Genomic DNA, 18705 nt, shown 5'->3' on the forward strand with positions numbered 1-18705 from the left:
GGCCACCACATGCGCGCCATCCAGTGGGTCCTCGGCCACCGCTTCCTCGTCCTGCTCGTCACCGCCGCCCTGGCGCTCGGGGGGGTGGTGGCCTGGACGCGGCTCCCCATCGACGCCTTCCCCGACGTCACCAGCACCCAGGTCATGGTCCTGGCCAAGGCGCCCGGCCTGGCCGCGGTGGACGTGGAGGCGCGCGTCAGCTTCCCCATCGAGCAGCACCTGCGCGGCCTGCCGCGCGTCACCTCGGTGCGCTCCCTCTCCAAGGCCGAGCTGTCGCAGGTGGTGGTGGTCTTCGAGGACGGGGTGGACACCTACTGGACGCGCCAGATCGTCTTCGAGCGGCTGGCGGCGGTGCGGGAGGGGCTCCCCCCGGGGGTCGAGCCGGTGCTGGGGCCCATCTCCACCGGCCTGGGTGAGATCTTCCAGTACACCCTGGAGGGCGAGGGCCTGTCGCCCATGGACCTGCGCACCATCCAGGACTGGATCGTGGCGCCGCTGCTCAAGCCGGTGCCGGGCGTCAACGAGGTCAACAGCTTCGGCGGCGAGGTGAAGCAGTACCAGGTGCAGGTGCGGCCGGAGCGGCTGGTGAAGTACGGCCTGACCGTCCGGGAGGTGGCCGAGGCGCTGGAGCGCTCCAACGGGAACGCCGGCGGCGGGGTGGTGGTGGAGGGCTGGGAGCAGACCTACCTGCGCGGCGTCGGCCTGCTGCGCGACATCCCCGACATCGAGCGGGTGGTGCTGCGGGCCCACGACGGCACCCCGCTCTACCTGCGCGACGTGGCCGACGTGGTCATCGGCGCCGAGCCCCGGCAGGGCGCGGTGACCCGCGACGCCCGGGGCGAGACCGTGGCCGGCATGGTCATCATGCTCAAGGGCGAGAACGCCCAGGACGTGGTGGCGCGGGTCAAGGAGGCCCTGGCCAGGGCCCAGGGCACCCTGCCGCCGGGCGCCCGCATCGACGTCTTCTACGACCGGACCTCGCTCATCGAGGCCTGCATCCGCACCGTGGTGGACGCCCTGCTGGAGGGCGGCCTGCTGGTCGTCCTGGTGCTCTTCCTGTTCGTCGCCGAGCTGCGCACCGCGCTGGTGGTGCTGGTCTCCCTGCCGCTCACCTTCCTGGTGACCTTCATCGTCATGGGCCGGGTGGGGCTGACCTCCAACCTCATGTCGCTGGGCGGCCTGGCCTTCTCGGTGGGCATGGTGGTGGACGCCTCCATCGTGGTGGTGGAGAACGTGCGCCGGCACCTGGCGCACCGGGTCGACGCGCCCAAGCGGCGCGTCGTCGCCGAGGCCGTCCAGGAGGTGGCCCGCCCGGTGGCCTTCTCGGTGCTGGTCATCGCGGTCATCCTGGTGCCGCTCTACGCGCTGCAGGGCATCGAGGGGAAGATGTTCGCCCCGCTGGCCTCGACCATGCTCATCGCCCTGCTGGTCTCGCTGGCGGTGGCGCTGCTGGTGGTCCCGGTCCTCTCCGAGCTGGCGCTGCGGCAGGCGCCCGAGCGGGAGTTCGCCTTCGTGCGCCGGCTCCAGGCCGGCTACCTCGGGCTCCTCGACCGGGCCGTGGCGCGGCCCGGCCGCACCCTGGCGCTGGCCACCGCGGTGCTGCTGGGGGCGGGGGCGCTGGTGCCGCTGGTCGGCACCGAGTTCATGCCGGCGCTCGACGAGGGGGCCATCGCCATCAACGTGGTGCGCCTGCCCAACGCCTCGCTGCAGGGGTCGGTGGAGGTGGCCCGCTACCTGGAGAAGCGGCTCAAGGCCTTCCCCGAGGTGGCCACGGTGGTCTCCAAGACCGGGCGGGCCGAGATCTCGGAGGACCCCATGGGCCCCGAGCAGACCGACGTCTTCGTCATGCTGAAGGAGCGGCGGGCCTTCGACGGCTCCCGCTCCCGGGCCGAGCTGGCCGAGGCCATGAAGCTCGAGCTGGGCCAGCTGCCGGGCCTGCGCTTCTCCTTCTCCCAGCCCATCGCGCTGCGCGTCAACGAGCTCATCTCGGGCGTCAAGAGCGACCTGGCCGTGAAGATCTTCGGCGCCGACCTGGCCCTCCTGAAGGGGATCGCCGACCGCATCGCGGTGGTGGTGGGCGGCGTGGCCGGCGCCACCGACGTCAAGGTGGAGCAGGTCTCCGGGCTCAACCAGTACGACGTGGTCATCGACCGGGAGGCGGCGGCGCGCCACGGCATCTCCGTCGGCGACGTCAACGACACCATCGAGACCGCCATCGCCGGCACGGCGGCCACCACGCTCATCGAGGACCAGCGCCGCTTCGCCGTGGTGGTCCGCTTCCCGCCGGAGAGCCGCAGCGACCTGGGGCGGATCGGCCGCCTGCTGGTGGCCGCCCCGGGCGGCGAGCGGGTGCCGCTGGGCCAGCTGGCCGACATCCGGCTGGTCGAGGCCCCGGCGCAGATCTCGCGGGAGAACGGGACCCGCCGCGTGGTGGTGGAGGCCAACATCCGCGGCCGCGACCTGGGCGGGTTCGTGGCCGAGGTGCAGGAGCGGCTCCGGCCCTTCGAGCGCGAGCTGCCCCCGGGCACCTACCTGGAGCTGGGCGGCCAGTTCGAGAACCAGCAGCGCGCCATGCGCACCCTGGCGGTGGTGGTCCCCATCGCCCTGGCCCTCATCCTGCTGCTGCTCTACCTGGCGCTCGGCTCCTTCGCCGACTCGATGCTGGTGCTGCTCAACCTCCCGTTCGCCCTGGTGGGCGGGGTGGTGGCGGTGGTGGCCTTCCGCATGCCGGTCTCGGTCTCGGCGGCCGTGGCCTTCATCGTCCTGCTGGGCGTCGCGGTGCAGAACGGCGTGGTGCTGGTGGCCTTCCTCAGGCAGCTCCGCGAGCAGGGGCGCAGCGCGGCCGAGGCGGTCCGCGAGGGCTGCGGCCTGCGCTTCCGCCCGCTGCTCATGACCGCGCTCACCAGCTTCATCGGCCACCTGCCCATGCTCTACGCGCGCGGCTCGGGGGCCGACATCCAGAAGCCGCTGGCGGTGGTGGTCATGGGCGGCCTGGTGACCTCCACCGCGCTGACGCTGCTGGTGCTGCCGGCGCTCTACCTGGCGCTGGCCAGGCGGAGGGAGCGCGCCGGGGCGTGACCGAGGCGGTCCCCGAACACCAGGGAACGTTCGCGGTCGGACCCGCCCCGCCGCCCCGGGGGGTCCGTCGCGGGCAATCCCGGCAGGTTGCGCGGCGCGGTGCGCGGTACGTCCCGTGCAGTCCAGTTCCGCGGCGCACCTCGCCCGCCGGCCCACGGTCGCGCGGCGCCTCCTCGCGCCACCGGAGCCCCACATGACCAAGATCCTGCTCGCCGCCGCCGCCGCGTTCTCCCTGCTCTCCGCCTGCGCCACCACCCCCACCCGGGCCGAGCGCATGATGGCCATGTGCCCCATGGGCGTGGCCGACACCCAGGTGTCGGCGGTCGACGAGGTGAACGGCTCCACCATGACCTTCACCACCCGCACCCAGGTGCTCGAGCTGCAGCGCCGGGTCCACGCCATGGCCGCCATGCACGCCGAGCGGCAGGCCGTGGACGGCAGCCACGGCGATCGGAGCGGCCTGACCATGGAGCACGGCATGGACGACCTGCGCGCGCCCTTCACCAGCGTCACGGTCTTCGACCTCGACAACGGCGCCAGCCTCAAGGTGACGCCCACCAACCAGGCCGACCTCCTGCGGGTGCAGACCGCCGTGCGCGCCCACGCCGAGCGCATGCAGAACCACCACTGCGGGATGATGGGCGCGAAGCACGGCGTCTGAGCCGCTTCGGGGCAGCCGGGCGGGCCGCCGCCCGGGGAGGCACCTCCGCCAGGGCCGGGGGCCTGCCTCCCGCGCCTTGTCGTCGTCCGACCGGACCCCGTGGCGCTTGAGCAGCCGGTGCAGGCTCTCGCGCGCCATGCCGGCCAGCTCCTTGCCGGTGCCGGTCTCGCCGCCGAGCAGCACGGTGATGTCCAGGCCGGCCGCCTGCTGCAGGAGCGCGGAGAGCTGGCGCATGCGCGGGCTCTTGCCCACCAGCGCGTGGAACGAGCAGACCCCCTCCGCCTCGCGCCGCTGCGTGGCGGCCTGCCCGGCCAGCCGCCGGCGCTCCAGCGCCCGCGCCACCACCAGGCTGGCGTCGTCCGGGTCGAAGGGCTTCTGCAGGTAGTCGGAGGCGCCCTGCCGCATGGTGCCGGCGGTGCTGCGCCGCCAGGCGGCCGACGTGCAGGAGCAGCACGGCCAGGCGCAGCTGGTGGTGGCCCGCATCCAGGATCGGACCGACCGCCTGGTGGAGCGGTTCGAGACCACCATCGGCGACGTGGCGGCGCAGGTGCGGGCGGTGCAGCAGGCCGCCCTCCGCTGGACCCTCTTCTTCCTGGCCGGCGGCGACCTCGACGCCCACGAGCGCTGCCGGCAGATGGCGTCCAGCTCCGCGGTGGCCTGCTCGAGCTCCACCACCCAGGCTGGTCTACCCGGCGGTCTCCCTGCTGTGGCGGCGGCGCGAGCTGCCGGCCGTCGCGTCCACCGCGGCGCCGGTGTAGGGCGGAGACACACCGCGGGTGAACGGGGCGGCGCGCGCGGCGCCCCCTGGGGCGGCCCGGGCGCGGTACGATCGGGCCCGCTCCGGCACACCACCCGAGGGAGAGCCCCATGCCCCGTCGCGCCGCCTGGCTCCGCGCGCTGCTCGCCGTCCTCCTCGCCGCGCCGCTGGCCGCGGCCGCCGCGCCCAGGGCGCCACCGGCGCGCGCCGCCGCCGAGCCGGCGCCCGCCGGGGTGAGCCCGCCCGCCGACGACGCGGTGCTGGCCGGGAGCTGCCAGGTGGCCCGCGACACCTGCATCGACTACGAGGGCGCCTGGCCGGGCGGCCTGGCCAGGGCCCGCTGCGCCCAGGCCAGGGGGACCTGGCGGGCCGGGGCGTGCCCCAGCGCCGGCCGGCTCGGCACCTGCACCCAGCGCGAGACCGGCACGGACGACCGGACCCTGGTCCGCTCCTTCGCCCCGCTCACCGAGAAGGCCGCCCGGGCGGCCTGCAAGAAGGTGCCGCGGGCGGTGTTCCTCCGGCGGTAGCGCCGCCGCCGCCCCGCGCCTCGGCTAGACTCCCTTCCCATGCGCCAGGTCCGCGTCCAGGGCTGCCTGCCCACGCTCGCCGTGCTGCTGCTGGTCGCCGCGCTCGCCGCGGTGGCCTTCACCGCCGGCCTGGCCGTGGTGCTGGCCACCGCCGGGTTCCTGGTGGTGCTGGCGGTGGTGCGCGCGGTGCGGCGCCTCATGGGCGGCCAGCCCGGCCCAGGCCGCGGAGGAGGGCCCCAGGCAGGCCGCGCGGCCGACCAGGTGGTGGAGGCGCTGCCGCCCGGGTGGATCGAGCGCGAGCCCGGCGGCCCGGTGGTGGAGGCCGGGCCGCGCCAGCCGGCGGACGGCCCCGAGCGGGACGGCGAGAGGCCGCTGCCACCTCGCGAGTAGGGAAGGGTGCGGGAGGTCTCTCCCGCCCACCTGAAGCGAGGTCCACGATGTCCGTCGCCCGTCTCGATCGCACCCTCCTCACCCTCACCACCACGGGCCTGCTGGTCGCGCTGGTGGCCGGCTGTGCCGGCGCCTCGAAGTCCGCCAGGCCCTCCACCGAGGTGGTGGACGGCGCCGGCCCGGCGGCGCCCCTGGCGGCGGCGCCCGCGACGCCCCCGGCCGCGGAGCCCGCGCCGGCCGCCACCTGCTCGCTCTCGCGCGTCCAGTTCGACTTCGACTCGGCCGGGCTGGAGGCGCCGGCGCGGCAGGCGCTGAAGGACGCGGCCACCTGCCTCTCGCAGCGGCGCCCGGCCGAGGTGGTGGTCGAGGGGCACTGCGACGAGCGCGGCACGGCGGCCTACAACATCGCGCTGGGGAACAAGCGCGCCAGCGCCGTGGCCGCCTACCTGGCCGAGCTGGGCGTCACGGCGCCGCTCCAGGCCATCTCCTTCGGCGAGGAGCTGCCGCTGGTGCCGGGCGCCGGCGAGGAGGCCTGGAGCCAGAACCGGCGCGCCGAGCTCAAGCTGCCGGGCGAGCGGCGCACCGACGGGAACGTGGTGGCGGGGCGGTAGGGCGACGGGGCCGCGGCCCCCGCCGCCGCGAGCGGTGGGGCGCCGCGGCGTCCGCGCGGCGGCGCCGGGGCGACCTCAGGGCGCCTCGACCCAGCCCTCGGCCTCGCCGAGCGCCGAGTCGAGCAGCGCCCGCACCGCCTTCGCGTCGCGCGGGTCGGCGCGGGCCTCGACCCACTTGGTGCGGCGGGGCGCGCCGGAGACCCGGTCCACCAGGGTCAGCTCCACCAGCAGCGCGTCGCGGTCGAAGAAGCCGCGCGTCGACGGGTCGAAGGGCGGCAGCGGCGCCAGCCAGACCGCCTCCAGCGGCGCCGCCTCCGCGGACGCCGCGGCCAGGCCCTGCGCCTCGCCGGACGGCGGCGCGTCTGCGGCGGGCCCGGGCGACGCCTCCGGCGCGGCGGCCTGGCCCGGCTCCTCGGTGAAGACCTGCGAGGAGAGCACCACCGGCCCGTCCAGCGGCTCGGGCTCGAGCTCGACGGGGACCACCACCCGGGCGTCGATGCCCACCGCGACGTGCCCGCTGCCGTGCCCGCCGGGGTGGCGGCCCGAGGTCGGGGGGCGGAGCCCCGGCGGCCGGGGGTGCAGGCCGCCCGCGAGCACCGTCGGGAGCGGGCGGGGCGCCCAGACCGCGTGCGAGGCGGCCATGGCGGCGCCCGGCGACCGCGGCCGCGCCGCCGTCAGGGCCGGCGCGCCCCCGTGGCCGCCACCACCACCGCCACCCTTCGAGAGCCACACGGCCAGCCCCACCAGCACCACCACCGATCCCACCACCAGGCCGACCACCGCGGCGGTCTGGTCGCGCCGGTGCGAGGCGGTGCGCGCCACGCCCTGCGCCCGCACCACCAGCACCTGGCTGCCGTCGCCCACCTGCCGCCCCTCCAGCGCCCGCTGGAAGGCCGCGTGGGCCGCCGCCGAGGCGCGCGCCCCCTCCTCCGGCGAGACGGGCTCGGCGCTCTCCAGCCAGAGCTCGAGCTGCGGGTCGGCCGCGCCGTCGCGCAGCGGCACCGGGTCCACCACCGTGCTGACGGGGACCCGGAGGGTGGTGCAGCCGAAGCTGAAGGCGGTGAGGACGGCGATGGCCGCGAGCCCCCGCGGCCGGAGGTGCGAGGTGTGGTGGTGACTGGTCACGGTGGCCCCCTCCCGCACCACCACTGCACGGCAGGGGCCAGGCAGGCCGCCTGGAACGGCGAGGGGTTGTGGCCCGGCAGGCCAGCGGGCCAGCGTGGCCAGCCCGCCCGGGTGTGCCGCGGGCGCCACGCCACCCCGGGCCGATCCGGTGGCGGGATGGGAGCGCTGCTCGGCCGCTCAGGCCGCGAGCAGCTCCCGCGCCACCCGCCGCGCCGCCGCGCGCGCGTGGCCCACCTGGCCGTTCATGGCCTGGTAGCTCTTGCCCATGCGGGCGGCCGCCTCGCCGATGCCCTCGCCGGCCAGGTCGATGCGCCGCAGGGCCTCGGCGTGGCCGGCGCAGAGCCGGCCCAGCACCACCCCGAGGTCCCGCACGGCGTCCACCTGCCGCTGCGGCGCCTCGCCCGCCGCGCCGCCGGCGCCGGGCCGGTCGTCGGCGAAGCGGGCGTCGAGGCGGGCCCGGGTGGAGCGGTCGCGGAGGTGGGTGAGGGCCTGGTTCTTGGCGATGGTGGCCACGTAGGCCCCGAGCGTGCCCTGGCGCGGGTCGAAGCGCGCCTGGCCCGAGACCAGGAAGGCCACCAGCGCATCCTGCGCCCGATCCTCCACGTCGGGGTGGGTGGTCGGCAGCCGGAGCACCCGCGCGGCGGAGAGCCGGGCCTGGGCCAGCAGCGCGGTCCAGCCCGCCGCCTCGGCGGCGCGGGCCGGGCGGGGCGTGGTGGCCGCGGCGGCGGGCCTGCAGGGGGCGCTGGTCACGGCGTCGAGGGTCGGCATGGCGGTCGTCTCCCGGGCGGCGCTCACCGCCCTTCACAGGAGAAGCGCCACCCGGGGCCAGAACGGCTACCGGCGGCGGGCGCACCAGGAGCCAACCTGGCGCCGCGCCTGGGGATAAATCGACCGGGGCGCCGCGCCGTGCCTCAGGCCGGGTCGCGCAGCGCCGCGGCCAGGGCCGTGGCGAGCTCGAGCGTCCGGTAGGGCTTCTGGACGAACTCCCGCGCGCCCTCGTCGAGCAGCTCCTGGGCGCGGTCGTTCCGATCGAAGCCGGAGGTGATGACCACCGGCAGGGAGGGCAGCGCCTGGCGCATGCGGCGGAAGCAGGTGGCCCCGTCCATGCCGGGCATGGCCAGGTCGAGCAGCACCGCGGCCGGTGGCGCGGCGTGCGAGGCCAGCCAGTCCAGCGCCTCCTGCCCCCCGCCCACCACCTCGGGCTGGTAGCCGAGGGAGGCCAGCAGGCGGCCGGCGGTGCGGCCCACCAGCGCCTCGTCGTCCACCACCAGGACCACGCCGCCGCCGCGCGGCGCCGCCGCCTCGGCGGGCGCGGCGGTCGTGGCCGGGGTGGCCAGGAGCGGCAGGTGGATGGTGAAGCAGGAGCCCACCCCCTCCTGGCTGGAGACCGCCACCTCGCCGCCGTGCCCCTTGACGATGCCGTAGACGGTGGCGAGCCCCAGGCCGGTGCCGCGCCCCTCGCCCTTGGTGGTGAAGAACGGCTCGAAGATCCGCTCCCGCAGCTGGGGCGGGATCCCGACGCCGGTGTCGGTCACCGAGAGCTCCAGCCACTCGCCCGGCGCCCGGCCGGCCGGCCCACCGGCCCCGTCGAAGGCCACCACCCGGGTCTGCAGGGTGAGCGTGCCCCCGGAGGGCATGGCGTCGCGCGCGTTGACCGCCAGGTTCACGATCACCTGCTGGAGCTGGCCCGGGTCGCCGCGCACGTGGTGGCGCGGCGCCTCCAGGCGCGCCTGCAGGACGATGGCCTTGTCGAGGGTGCGGCCGAGCAGCCCGGTGGCCTCCAGCACCAGCGCGTGGAGGTCGACCGCCTCCTGGCGGTGGTGGCCCAGGCGGGCGAAGGCCAGCAGCTGGCGCGTCAGGGTGGCGGCCCGCTGGGCGGCCTGGGCGATGGTGCGGGCGGCCTCCTCGGTCTGGCTCCCGGGGGGCGCCTCCTGCGCCAGCAGGTCGGCGTGGCCCAGGATGGCCGCCAGCAGGTTGTTGAAGTCGTGCGCCACGCCGCCGGCCAGCAGCCCCACCGCCTCCAGCTTCTGCGACTGCCGCTGCGCCTCCAGGGCCGCCTGCTGCGCCTGGTGGGCCTGCGCCAGCTCGGCGGTGCGCGCCGCCACCTCGCGGCGCAGGATCTCGGGCAGGCCGAAGAGGCGGTAGGCCAGGCCGCCGGCCAGGAGCGCCACCACCAGCACGGCGACCAGCAGCGCGCGGGGCGGAGGTACGGCGGCCCAGCCGGACCTGGGGGCCACGCCCAGCAGCCAGGTCTGGTCGGGCAGCTGGACGGTCACCTCGACCGGGTCCACCAGGGAGCGGCCCTGGCCGCCGGAGCTGGTCAGGAGCTCGTCGCCGCCGCCGGCGGCGGCGCGGGTGAGCTGGTAGGCGAAGCCGGCCTGCTCGAGCCGCGGGATGCGGCTCGCCTCCAGCAGCACCGGCAGGCGGATGATGGCGCTGGAGAGCCCCCAGAAGCGCTCGCCGCCGCCGTCCGGCACGAACACGGGGAGCCGCAGCGCCAGGCCGGCGCCGCCCTGCACCAGCTGGAACGGGCCGTAGAGCGCCGGGCGGCGGGTCGCCCGCACGCTGCGGACGTAGGCGCCGTGGATGGGGTGGGAGACCAGGTCCAGCCCGCGGGCCGCCTCGTTGCCGGCCAGCGGCCACAGGTGGCTGATGACCCCGTCCCGCGCCAGCTGCAGGTTGGCGGTCGCGCCGTGGAGGCGCAGCAGGCTGGTGGCCACCGCGGCCAGCTCCGCGTCGGAGGCCCCTTGCGCCACCAGCGCCGCCAGGACCGCGGCCGAGTCCAGCGAGCGCGCCAGCTCCTGCTCGATGGCGAAGGCCGAGGTCCTGGCCAGGTCGGTGGCGGAGCGCCGGCGCTCCTGCCGGTCGAGCCCCGCCAGGTGGGTCACCAGCAGCGCGCCGGCCGCCAGGACGCCGGCGAGGACGGTGAGGGCCAGCAGCAGCGGCCTGCGCTCGACGTGCACCCGGCTCCTCGCCTGGCGGGCCCTTCGGCCCACCCTCCGCCCCGGGCGGCCGCGCCGCGCGCGCCCCACCCCGTGGCTCCCCCCCACCAGCGGCTCCAGCCTCCCACGCGGCGCCGGCCGGCGCCAATCGGGATGGCCCCGCGGCCCCGGCGTCGCGCCACCCCTGACGCCGCGCGCCGCCCTGGCGTACGCTCGGGCTCCACGGATCCATGCCGGACGAGACCACCACCACCGGGGCGGCCGGGCGGGCCAGCGTCGAGGCGCTGGTGGCCGAGGCCTACGACGACCTGCGCGACCGGGTGCGGGCCATGAGCCGCGGCGCGCCGCCGTCGCTGGCGGGCACGGCCGGGCTGCACACCGCGCTGGAGCGGATCCTGCGCCGCCGCACCCCGTTCCGCGACCGGCGCCACTTCACCGCCTACTGCCTGTTCCTCATCCGCCGCCTCTGGATCTCGCGGCGCCGGGCCACCGCGCGGCGGCGCGGGCGCGAGGCGGCCTCGCTGCTGCCGGTCCTGACCCTCATCGCCGGCGAGGCGGTGACGCCGGCGCGCGAGGAGGCGCTGGGGATGCTCTCGCTGCTGGACCGGCTGCGCGCCGACCGGCACATCGCGCGGCGCCGCAAGATCGCCCGCGCCGTGGAGTGGCACCTCATCGCCGGCTTCAGCCAGGCCGAGACCGCCGACCTGCTGGGCGAGTCGAAGGGCATGGTGCAGCAGCGCATCGCCTTCTTCCTGGCCTGGGCGAGGCTGGCGGTGGCGCCGGACCTGGGCCTGGTGGAGCGGGCGGTGGCGGCGGCGGCGGCCGACCCCAGGCTGGCGCGCGGCGCGCTGCTGGCGGAGCAGGCGCGCCGCTTCTACCTGGCGGGCGAGCCGCGGGCGCGCATCGCGGCGGCGCTGGGCCTGCCGCCGGCGCGGGTGGAGCAGGACCTGCGCCTCTTCGCCGCCTGGGTGGCGGCGCGCGAGGCCAGGGGTGGCGTCGGCGCGGCGCCCGGCGGCGCGGCCGAGGGCCGCCGCCAGGCGGGCGAGGAGGCGTGATGTCGACCCCCATCGGCGCGGACGTGGTGGTGGAGGTGGTGCTCAAGTACGACCGGGCCGAGTGGCCGCGGCTCACCGCCGAGCTGTGCGGCGGCGACGCCGGGCTGGAGGCGCTGGTGGCCCGCCTGCTGGCCCACTACGACCGGCCCGACGCCCCGCTGCCGGCCGGCCCCTACCCGGTGGAGCTCGGCCCCTTCATCCTGGAGCGCGAGCTCGGGGCCGGGGCCCACGGCAAGGTCTACCTGGCGCGCCGCCCGCCGCTGGAGGGGTACGTGGCGGTCAAGCTGCTGCGCCCCGGCCCCGGCATGAGCGAGTTCGTGGAGCAGGTGCGGCGCGAGGCCGGCCGGGCCCGCCGCATCCCCAGCGTGCACGTGGTGCCGGTCTTCGACGCCGGGCGCATCGACGGCGGCCCCTTCTACGTGGAGATGGCGGTCTGCGCCGACCCGGACGAGGAGGCGCCCGGCTCCATCCGCATCGGCCGCTCGCTGGCCGAGGCGCAGGTGGGGCTGGGGCCGGCCGAGGCGGCCCGGCTGGTGGAGGACCTGGCGCGCGCCGTCCACGCGGCCCACCGCACCGGCGTCGTGCACGGCGACGTCAAGCCGGAGAACGTGCTGCTCACGCCGGAGAGCCGCCGCGTCATGCTGGCCGACTTCGGCATCGCCACCTCGCTGGCCGCCTCGTCCTCGCCCGGCTCCACCCCCATCGGCACGGTGGCCTACATGGCGCCCGAGCAGTGGCGCGACCACCTGCCGCCCTCCGAGGCCTCCGACGTCTACACCCTGGGTGGAACGCTCTACTTCCTGCTGTCCGGCCTGGCGCCGCACGGCGGGCGCGAGCAGGGGGCCGACCCGGCGCCGCCGCCGCTGTCGGCCGGCCTGCCGGTGCGGCTGCGCGAGATCGTGGAGCGGGCCCTGGCCCCGCGGCCCGAGGACCGCCCGCCCTCGGCCGGCGCGCTGGCCGAGGAGCTGCGCCGCTACCGCGCCCTGGAGCCCACCTGGCACGACCGGCGCTCGGCCGGCCGCCAGGCGCTGCTCTTCTCGCGGCGCCACGCCCGCGAGCTCCTCACCCTGGCGGCGGTGCTGGCGGTCGTCGCCCCGCTGGCCCTGGCCGCCTACCACGTCTTCACCAGCCGGGTGGTCGAGCTGGCGGCGCGCGAGGCGGCGCTGCGCGGCCAGATCGACGGCCTGGAGCGGGCCAGGGAGGGGCTGCAGCGGGAGACCGCCCGCATGGAGGGCGAGGCCTCCGCCAAGCAGCAGGAGCTGGGGCGCATCGAGGGGCGGCTCAAGCAGCTGCCGCGGCTGGAGCAGGCGCTGGGGGCCGCCCGCGAGGAGGCCACCCTGGCGCGGGAGGAGCTGACGCGGCGGGAGGGCGAGGCGCGCCAGGCGGGGGAGCGGGCGGCCGGGCTGGCGGCCCAGCTCGAGGTGACGCGCGACTCGCTGGTGGGGTCCGAGGCGCGCCAGGGGCTGGCCCAGCGCGAGGCCGGGCTGCGGGCCGGCGAGCGGGACGAGGCGCGGCGCCACGCCGCCGAGCTCGAGGCGCGGGTGCGCCTCCTGGAGGAGCGGCGCCTGGGGCTGGAGCGCGAGGTGGCGGAGCGGACGGCGGCGCTGGCCACGGCCCGGGCGGCCACCGACCGGGAGGCGGCGCGCGCCGCTGCGGCCGAGCGCGAGCGCGACGCCCTGCGTGGCAAGGGGCCAGGCGAGAAGGCGCCGGCGCGACCCGGGCCCTAGGGTCCCCCGGCGCCGGCAGGCGGACGCCCCCCGCCGGGGCGCGGGCTGGCCACCGCGGCCCCGACGGGTCCGGGGGCGGGGCCGGTGACGGAAGAACCGGTCGGCCCGCCGGTTCCACCAGGGCTGGTTGCGCCCCGGGCGGTCCCCGGGTTAACTGCCCCGTCGAGGTCCCCCTATGAGATTCCCCGCTGCCGCGCTCGCGGCCTCCCTGGCGCTCTCCGCCGGCGCCGCCGAGACCACCTCGCCCCCCGCGGTCGCGCCCGCCACGGCCGCGCCCGTGGGCGCGTCCGCCGCCGTCGCGCCCTCCGCCACCCCTCCGCCGGGCGCGGCCAAGGCCGCTGCCTCGGGCAGGCCGGCGGTCGCGGTGAAGCCGGCCGTCGCGGCCAGCCCCGCCGCGCCAAAGCCGCCCGCGCCGAAGCCGGCCGAGCCCGCTCCCTGCGAGCCGGTGAAGCCCTGCCAGATCGACTGACCTCGACCGGACACCAATGACCCGCAAGGCCCAGGCGGCCAGCCCGCCCCCAGCAGCCACGCCGCGCCTCGCCTTCCTGGCGGCGCTCCTCCTCTCGCTGGGCGGCCTGGTGGTGGCGCTGGTGCTGGTGCGCCTGCACGAGCAGGCCCACGCCGGGCTCTCCAGCTTCTGCGCCATCAGCGAGACCATGAACTGCGACAAGGTGGCCATGAGCCCCTTCTCGGTGGTGCTGCGCCTGCCGGTGGCGGTCTGGGGCGCGCTCGGCTACGGCCTGGCCGCCGCGCTCGCCGGGTGGGGGCTCACGCCGCGACGGCTCCACCCGGGCTGGCCGGCGGGGCTCCTCCTCCTGGTCGCGGCCGCGGCGGTGGGCGCCTCGGTGGCGCTGGCGCTGATCTCCAAGCTCCTCATCGGCGCCTGGTGCGTGCTCTGCATGGCCTCCTGGTCCATCGCCCTGCTCCTGCTCGTGGCCGCCTGGGCCGCCTGTCCGCCCGCCGGCCCGCTGGCCGCGGTGCGCGCCGACCTGGCCGCCCTGGGGCTGGCGCCGCGCCGCGCCTCGGCGGTGGCCGTGCTCGGCCTGGCGGCCATCGCGCTGCTGGCCTCTCTCTACCCGCGCTACTGGGAGCGCCCCCGCGTGCCCGCGCTCCTGGCGGCGCCCGCCGCGGCCCCGGCCGGCGCCCCCGCCGTCCCGACCCTGCCGCCCGGCTCGCGCGATCCGGCCGCGGGCGCCATCGTCTACAGCGACTACGAGTGCCCCTACTGCGCGGTCTCCCACGCCGACCTCAAGGTGGTGCTGTCGCACCGGCCGGACATCCGGGTGGTGAAGCGCCACTTCCCGCTCGACGTGGCCTGCAACCCGGTGGTGAAGCGCCCCATGCACCAGGACGCCTGCGCCTACGCCCGCGCCGCCATCTGCGCCGAGGCCCAGGGCAAGCTCGGGCCCATGGACGACGCCCTCTTCGAGAACCGCCACGGCAAGCGGCCGGTCGAGACGCTGGCCGCCGAGCAGGGGCTCGACCTGGCGGCGTTCCGCGCCTGCCTGGCCTCGCCGGAGACCGAGCGGCGGCTGCAGGGCGACATCGCCTCCGCCATCGCCGACGGCATCAAGGCCACGCCCACCTACCTGGTGGGCGGGGTGCAGTACGCCGGCCGGCTGCCGGTCGAGGTCTTCAAGCCGGCCGCGCCGTAGCGGGGCGCAGGACGGCCGGCCGGGTGCGACCCGCCGCTGGCGTCGGCGCCGCCGCCCCGTTATCTCCCGGGCCGCCACCGGAGGCCCACCATGCCAGCCAAGCTCACGCTCACCGACGCCGAGTGGCGCCAGCGCCTCACCCCGGAGGCCTACGCCGTGCTGCGCGGCCACGGCACCGAGCGGGCCCACCAGGGCTGCTTCGTCGGCACCCACGACCCCGGCACCTACGTCTGCGCCGGCTGCGGGAACCCGCTCTTCCGCGCCGGCGAGAAGTTCGAGTCGGGCACCGGCTGGCCCTCCTTCACGAGCCCGGTCGGCCCGGACGCGGTGACCATCGTGGTCGACCGCTCCTACGGGATGACCAGGGAGGAGGTGCGCTGCGCCCGCTGCGACGGCCACCTCGGCCACGTCTTCCCGGACGGGCCCAGGCCGACGGGCCAGCGGTACTGCATGAACTCGGTCGCCATGCGCCACGTGCCGGAGGGGCAGCCGCTCGACCCGGCGCCGCGGTAGCGGCGGGCGGGGGAATCGGTCAGAGTCTGGGGTCCAGCCGCGCCGGACCCACCGGCCGCAGCCCCACCGCGAGGACACCCCGCATGCGCTCCACGACCCTCCGCTCCTGCCTCCTCCTCGGCCTGCTGGCCCTCGCCCCGGCCGCGCTGGCCGCCCCGGCCAAGGAGCAGCCGGCCGCCCCCGCCCGGGAGGCGCGCCCTTCGGCCCGGGAGGCGCCCGCCGTCCGCGACTCGGGGCCGGGCGCGCCGCACCTCGGTGTGGGCCTGGCCGTCACCGGCGCCGACACCTTCGCCGCCGGCGGCCCCGCCCCGGTGAGCCTCTACCTGCCCATCGACCTCGGCACCCTCCGGATCGAGCCGTGGCTGGGCTTCGGCCGCCAGGGCGCCAGCGGCGGCGGCCCGAGCACCACGGTGGTGGCCCTCGGCGCCGGCGGCTTCCTGATGGTGCGGCCCAGCCGCACCTTCCAGGCCTACGCCGGCGGGCGGCTCGGCCTGGCCATCGTCTCGGTGGGCAGCACCGCCGGCACGGCCTCGCAGAGCCGCACCGACATCCAGCTGCTCCCGGCGGCGGGCGTCGAGTGGCTGGCCGATCCCCACTTCTCCTTCGGCATCGAGGGGCAGGTCGGCCTGGTCATCCACACCGGCGGCGGCTCCAGCTCCACCGACCTCGGCACCAACGGCCTCTTCTTCCTGCGCGCCTACCAGTAGGGCGGGGGCCGGCGACGGCGGGCGGCGTTACACGGGCAGCCCCACGGCCCGCATCAGCGCCAGCGCGTTGGAGTGGCGCACCACGCCCGGCTTGAGCCGGTAGTCGAAGGCCAGCTGGCCGTCGACCACCTGATCCTCGAAGTGGGCGTTGAGGATGGGAAGCCCGGCGCCGGCCGGCGGGGTCGGGGCGCCGCCCACCCCGCCGCCAGCCCCGTCGCCCTGGCCCGGTGCCAGTCCGGCCTCGTCCGGCGCGGGCGCCGACCCATCGCCGAGCGCGGTCAGCGCCAGGTCGTGGGTCGTCACCAGCCCGATGGCCCCGCGCGCCAGCAGCTCGCGCAGCACCGCCTCGGCCCCGACCCGCCGGTCGTGCGAGTTGGTGCCGTGCAGGATCTCGTCGAGCAGGAAGAGCAGCGGCGGCGCGCCGGCGGCCAGGTCCGCCAGCAGCTTGAGCCGGGTGATCTCGGCGTAGAAGCGCGACCGGCCCGCCAGCAGCGAGTCCTGGATGCGCAGGGTGGCCCCCACCCCGAGCGGCGTGAGCGCGAGCCGCCCGGCCCGCACCGGCGCGCCCGCCAGCGCCAGCACCACGTTCACGCCCACCGTCCGGAGCCAGGTGCTCTTGCCGGACATGTTGGAGCCGGACACCAGCACGGCGCACGGGGCGCCGCCGCCGAGCGCGAGGTCGTTGGGCACGGCGCCCGGCAGGAGGGGGTGGGCCAGGCCGGCCGCCTCGAGGCGGGCCGGCGCGCCCGGCGCCGGGTCCAGCACCTCCGGGAAGGGGTCGCCCGGGTGCTCGAAGGCGTGGCCGGCCAGCGAGGAGAGGGCCTCCAGCTCGGCCACCGCGTCGAGCCAGCGGGCCACCGCGCCGCCGCTCCCGCGCCGCCAGCGCTCCACCGCCAGCGCCTGCGCCGGCCGCCACAGCAGCAGGAAGCCCAGGGGGGCGAAGGCCTGGTTGTGGGCCCAGCCGAGCCGCTCCACGATGCGCCCGAGCGCGGCGATGCGGTGGGAGGCCGGGGCCGGGCCGTCGAGCAGCACGCGCTGCAGCGCCAGCAGCCGCGGGTCCAGGAAGGGCTCGCGCTCCAGCCGCGCCAGCACCAGCGCCAGCACCCGCAGCTCCGCCGCCGGCCGGTCCACCCCGCCCGCCACCCGTGCCAGCCGGTCGCGCAGCACCCTGAGCAGCGCGGCCTCGGCGAGCAGCGCCGCGGCGAAGGGGGCAGGGCCCATCAGCCCGGCGACCAGGGCCGCCAGCGCGCCCATTGTCGCCGCCACCAGCGCGGCCGCGGCCGGCCCGGTCCAGCCGGGCAGGAGCGGCGGCCCGGCGCCCCAGGTGGCCACCAGGGCGGCGTCCACCCCGGCCCGCACCTCCTCGCCCAGCACCGTCAGGTCCTCGCGCAGGTCGAGCCGCGGCGTGAGCTCGGCCACGGCGCGCTGCCGGGCCCTCACCTCCGGGGCTGCGGCGGGGGAGAGCAGCCAGGAGGCCAGCCGGTCCTCGCCGGGGCGGGTGCGCGCGGCGCACAAGAGCTCGAAGAGCGAGCCCGGGCCGAACAGGTCGAGGTCCTGGGCGTACGGGTGGGCCGGATCGGCGAAGCGCTCGCCGGCGGTGCCGCGCCCGGCGAAGCGGCCGTCGAGCCGCTCCAGGCCGGCGGCGTGGAAGGCGGCGCCCCGGCGGGCCCGGTCGCGGGCGGCGTAGACCCGGTCGTGCAGCGTCACCAGGGCCAGGAAGGCCGCCGCGGGCAGGAGCAGCCAGGCGGCGGGCAAGCGGGGGGCGCCCAGGGTGGCCCAGGCCAGCGCCGCGAAGGCCAGGAAGGCCGCCAGCCGGGCCCGGCCCAGCCAGGCGTCCTGGGCGTCGCGCCGCGCCACCTCGGCGAGCCGCGCGGCCCGGCGGGCCGACAGCTGGGTCCGCGGATCCGGCGCCATCAGCCGCACCGGAAGCTGCCGATGAGCGGCACGTGGTCGGAGAGGCCGGAGAAGGGCGCCCCGCGCGCCCCGAAAGGCCGGGTCCCCTCCAGGTCCAGGAAGGTCACGCCGTTGCCGCAGAAGAGGTGGTCGAGGTGCATGCGCAGGTTGAAGAAGCCGGCGGTGGGGAAGGCGCCGGGCCTGGCGGCGTCGCACTGCCCGAGCCGCTCCTGCGCCGCGTCGAAGCCGGCCTCGTCGCGCAGGTAGCGGTAGACCGGCGAGCCCGGGGCGCTGTTGAAGTCGCCGCACACCAGGAAGGGCTCCGGGCCCGCCAGCGCCTTCACGAAGGTGGCCAGGGTGCGGGCCTCGGCCAGCTGGTTCGAGCCGAAGCCGAGCCGCCGCTTCTCGGCCCAGAAGGCCCGGGCGAAGGGGGTGGGCAGCGAGAGGTGGGTGTTGAAGAGGTGGAGCCGCCGGCCGCCCGGCGTGCGCAGCTCCATGTGGGCGCAGATGCGGGCCTGCTTGCGCGCCTTGAAGCGGACCACGTGGTGGTGGGTGATGGAGTGGGGCTCGGCCGAGTTCTCCCCCTCCACCCGCAGCCGCCGCTCGTTCACCAGGATGGCCAGCCCGGCGGTGGTGATGGGCAGGCCGCGCAGCCGGTGGGCGTGGGCCGGGAAGTAGAAGGCCTCGTAGGGGCAGCGCCGGTCGCGCGCCAGGAAGGCGGCGCGCAGCTCGTCCATGAAGCCCTCGAGCTGGGTCTCCCCGGCGGCGGCGCCGCGGATGGCCAGGCGGGAGCGGAGCGAGCTGGTCTCGATCTCCTGCAGGCACAGCAGGTCCGGGATGGGGTCGAGCGCCGCCAGGCGGGCGGCGATGCGCCGCTGCGAGGCGCGGGTGGAGGCCAGCCCCTTCAGCGCGTGGCCGAAGTAGCGGACGTTGTAGCTCACCACGCGGAGCGGGTTCGAAGGCACCGTGGGTGCAGGTATAGCCCGCAGGCCGGCCGGCGGCCCGCTCCGAGGGGGGGCGCGGCGAGGGCGCGCAGGGCGCCTGCGCGGATCCCGGGCGCGGGC

Annotated in this window: 15 protein-coding genes; 9 read left to right on the forward strand and 6 right to left on the reverse strand. The window is 77.5% G+C overall.

What is annotated here, in order from left to right:
• Positions 1–9 precede the first annotated feature (9 nt).
• Positions 10–3078, forward strand: a complete 3069-nt coding sequence (locus IPO09_01815; GenBank protein MBK9516087.1) for an efflux RND transporter permease subunit — start codon at positions 10–12, stop codon at positions 3076–3078.
• Here IPO09_01815 and IPO09_01820 read toward each other — a convergent pair.
• Positions 2981–4222, reverse strand: a complete 1242-nt coding sequence (locus tag IPO09_01820) for a sigma 54-interacting transcriptional regulator (protein MBK9516088.1) — start codon at positions 4220–4222, stop codon at positions 2981–2983. The two genes, IPO09_01815 and IPO09_01820, sit on opposite strands and share 98 nt — an antisense overlap.
• 384 nt (positions 4223–4606) lie before the next feature.
• Here IPO09_01820 and IPO09_01825 point away from each other — a divergent pair, with 384 nt between their 5' ends.
• The 3 genes from IPO09_01825 to IPO09_01835 are packed head-to-tail and all read left to right on the forward strand — an operon-like array spanning position 4607 to position 6024.
• On the forward strand, positions 4607–5023 hold the full coding sequence (locus IPO09_01825; protein ID MBK9516089.1) for a hypothetical protein: 417 nt from the start codon (positions 4607–4609) through the stop codon (positions 5021–5023).
• A gap of 39 nt (positions 5024–5062) precedes the next feature.
• Positions 5063–5413, forward strand: coding sequence for a hypothetical protein (locus IPO09_01830; GenBank protein ID MBK9516090.1), 351 nt, complete (start codon positions 5063–5065; stop codon positions 5411–5413).
• 47 nt (positions 5414–5460) lie between these two features.
• Positions 5461–6024, forward strand: a complete 564-nt coding sequence (locus IPO09_01835; GenBank protein MBK9516091.1) for an OmpA family protein — start codon at positions 5461–5463, stop codon at positions 6022–6024.
• A gap of 75 nt (positions 6025–6099) precedes the next feature.
• On the opposite strand, the gene IPO09_01840 is transcribed toward IPO09_01835, so the two are convergent.
• The 3 genes from IPO09_01840 to IPO09_01850 all read right to left on the reverse strand — a co-directional run bounded on the left by IPO09_01840 (position 6100) and on the right by IPO09_01850 (position 10112).
• Positions 6100–7149, reverse strand: coding sequence for a hypothetical protein (locus IPO09_01840; GenBank protein ID MBK9516092.1), 1050 nt, complete (start codon positions 7147–7149; stop codon positions 6100–6102).
• A gap of 177 nt (positions 7150–7326) precedes the next feature.
• Complete coding sequence (locus tag IPO09_01845) at positions 7327–7917, reverse strand: hypothetical protein (protein ID MBK9516093.1); 591 nt, start codon at positions 7915–7917, stop codon at positions 7327–7329.
• 143 nt (positions 7918–8060) lie between these two features.
• Positions 8061–10112, reverse strand: a complete 2052-nt coding sequence (locus tag IPO09_01850; protein ID MBK9516094.1) for a response regulator — start codon at positions 10110–10112, stop codon at positions 8061–8063.
• A 209-nt stretch (positions 10113–10321) separates the two neighbouring features.
• Between IPO09_01850 and IPO09_01855 the strand changes: the two genes are divergently transcribed.
• The 5 genes from IPO09_01855 (at position 10322) to IPO09_01875 (ending at position 15748) form a co-directional block, all read left to right on the forward strand.
• Positions 10322–11146, forward strand: a complete 825-nt coding sequence (locus IPO09_01855) for a hypothetical protein (protein ID MBK9516095.1) — start codon at positions 10322–10324, stop codon at positions 11144–11146.
• Positions 11146–12873, forward strand: coding sequence for a protein kinase (locus IPO09_01860; protein ID MBK9516096.1), 1728 nt, complete (start codon positions 11146–11148; stop codon positions 12871–12873). The genes IPO09_01855 and IPO09_01860 overlap by 1 nt, the downstream gene beginning before the upstream one ends.
• 485 nt (positions 12874–13358) lie before the next feature.
• On the forward strand, positions 13359–14528 hold the full coding sequence (locus tag IPO09_01865; protein MBK9516097.1) for a thioredoxin domain-containing protein: 1170 nt from the start codon (positions 13359–13361) through the stop codon (positions 14526–14528).
• 90 nt (positions 14529–14618) lie between these two features.
• Positions 14619–15041 (forward strand): peptide-methionine (R)-S-oxide reductase MsrB, encoded by a 423-nt coding sequence (msrB, locus tag IPO09_01870; protein MBK9516098.1) that lies wholly within the window; start codon positions 14619–14621, stop codon positions 15039–15041.
• Between the two features lie 83 nt (positions 15042–15124).
• Positions 15125–15748, forward strand: coding sequence for a hypothetical protein (locus IPO09_01875; protein ID MBK9516099.1), 624 nt, complete (start codon positions 15125–15127; stop codon positions 15746–15748).
• Between the two features lie 27 nt (positions 15749–15775).
• Here the strand turns inward: IPO09_01875 and IPO09_01880 are convergent, their stop codons facing one another.
• Positions 15776–17662, reverse strand: a complete 1887-nt coding sequence (locus IPO09_01880; protein MBK9516100.1) for a DNA mismatch repair protein MutS — start codon at positions 17660–17662, stop codon at positions 15776–15778.
• A complete protein-coding gene (locus IPO09_01885) occupies positions 17662–18606 on the reverse strand; it encodes an endonuclease/exonuclease/phosphatase family protein (protein MBK9516101.1) in 945 nt (314 codons plus the stop codon). The genes IPO09_01880 and IPO09_01885 overlap by 1 nt, the downstream gene beginning before the upstream one ends.
• Between the last annotated feature and the right edge of the window lie 99 nt (positions 18607–18705).

It is taken from the genome of Anaeromyxobacter sp. (assembly GCA_016718565.1).
Taxonomy (GTDB): Bacteria; Myxococcota; Myxococcia; order Myxococcales; family Anaeromyxobacteraceae; genus JADKCZ01.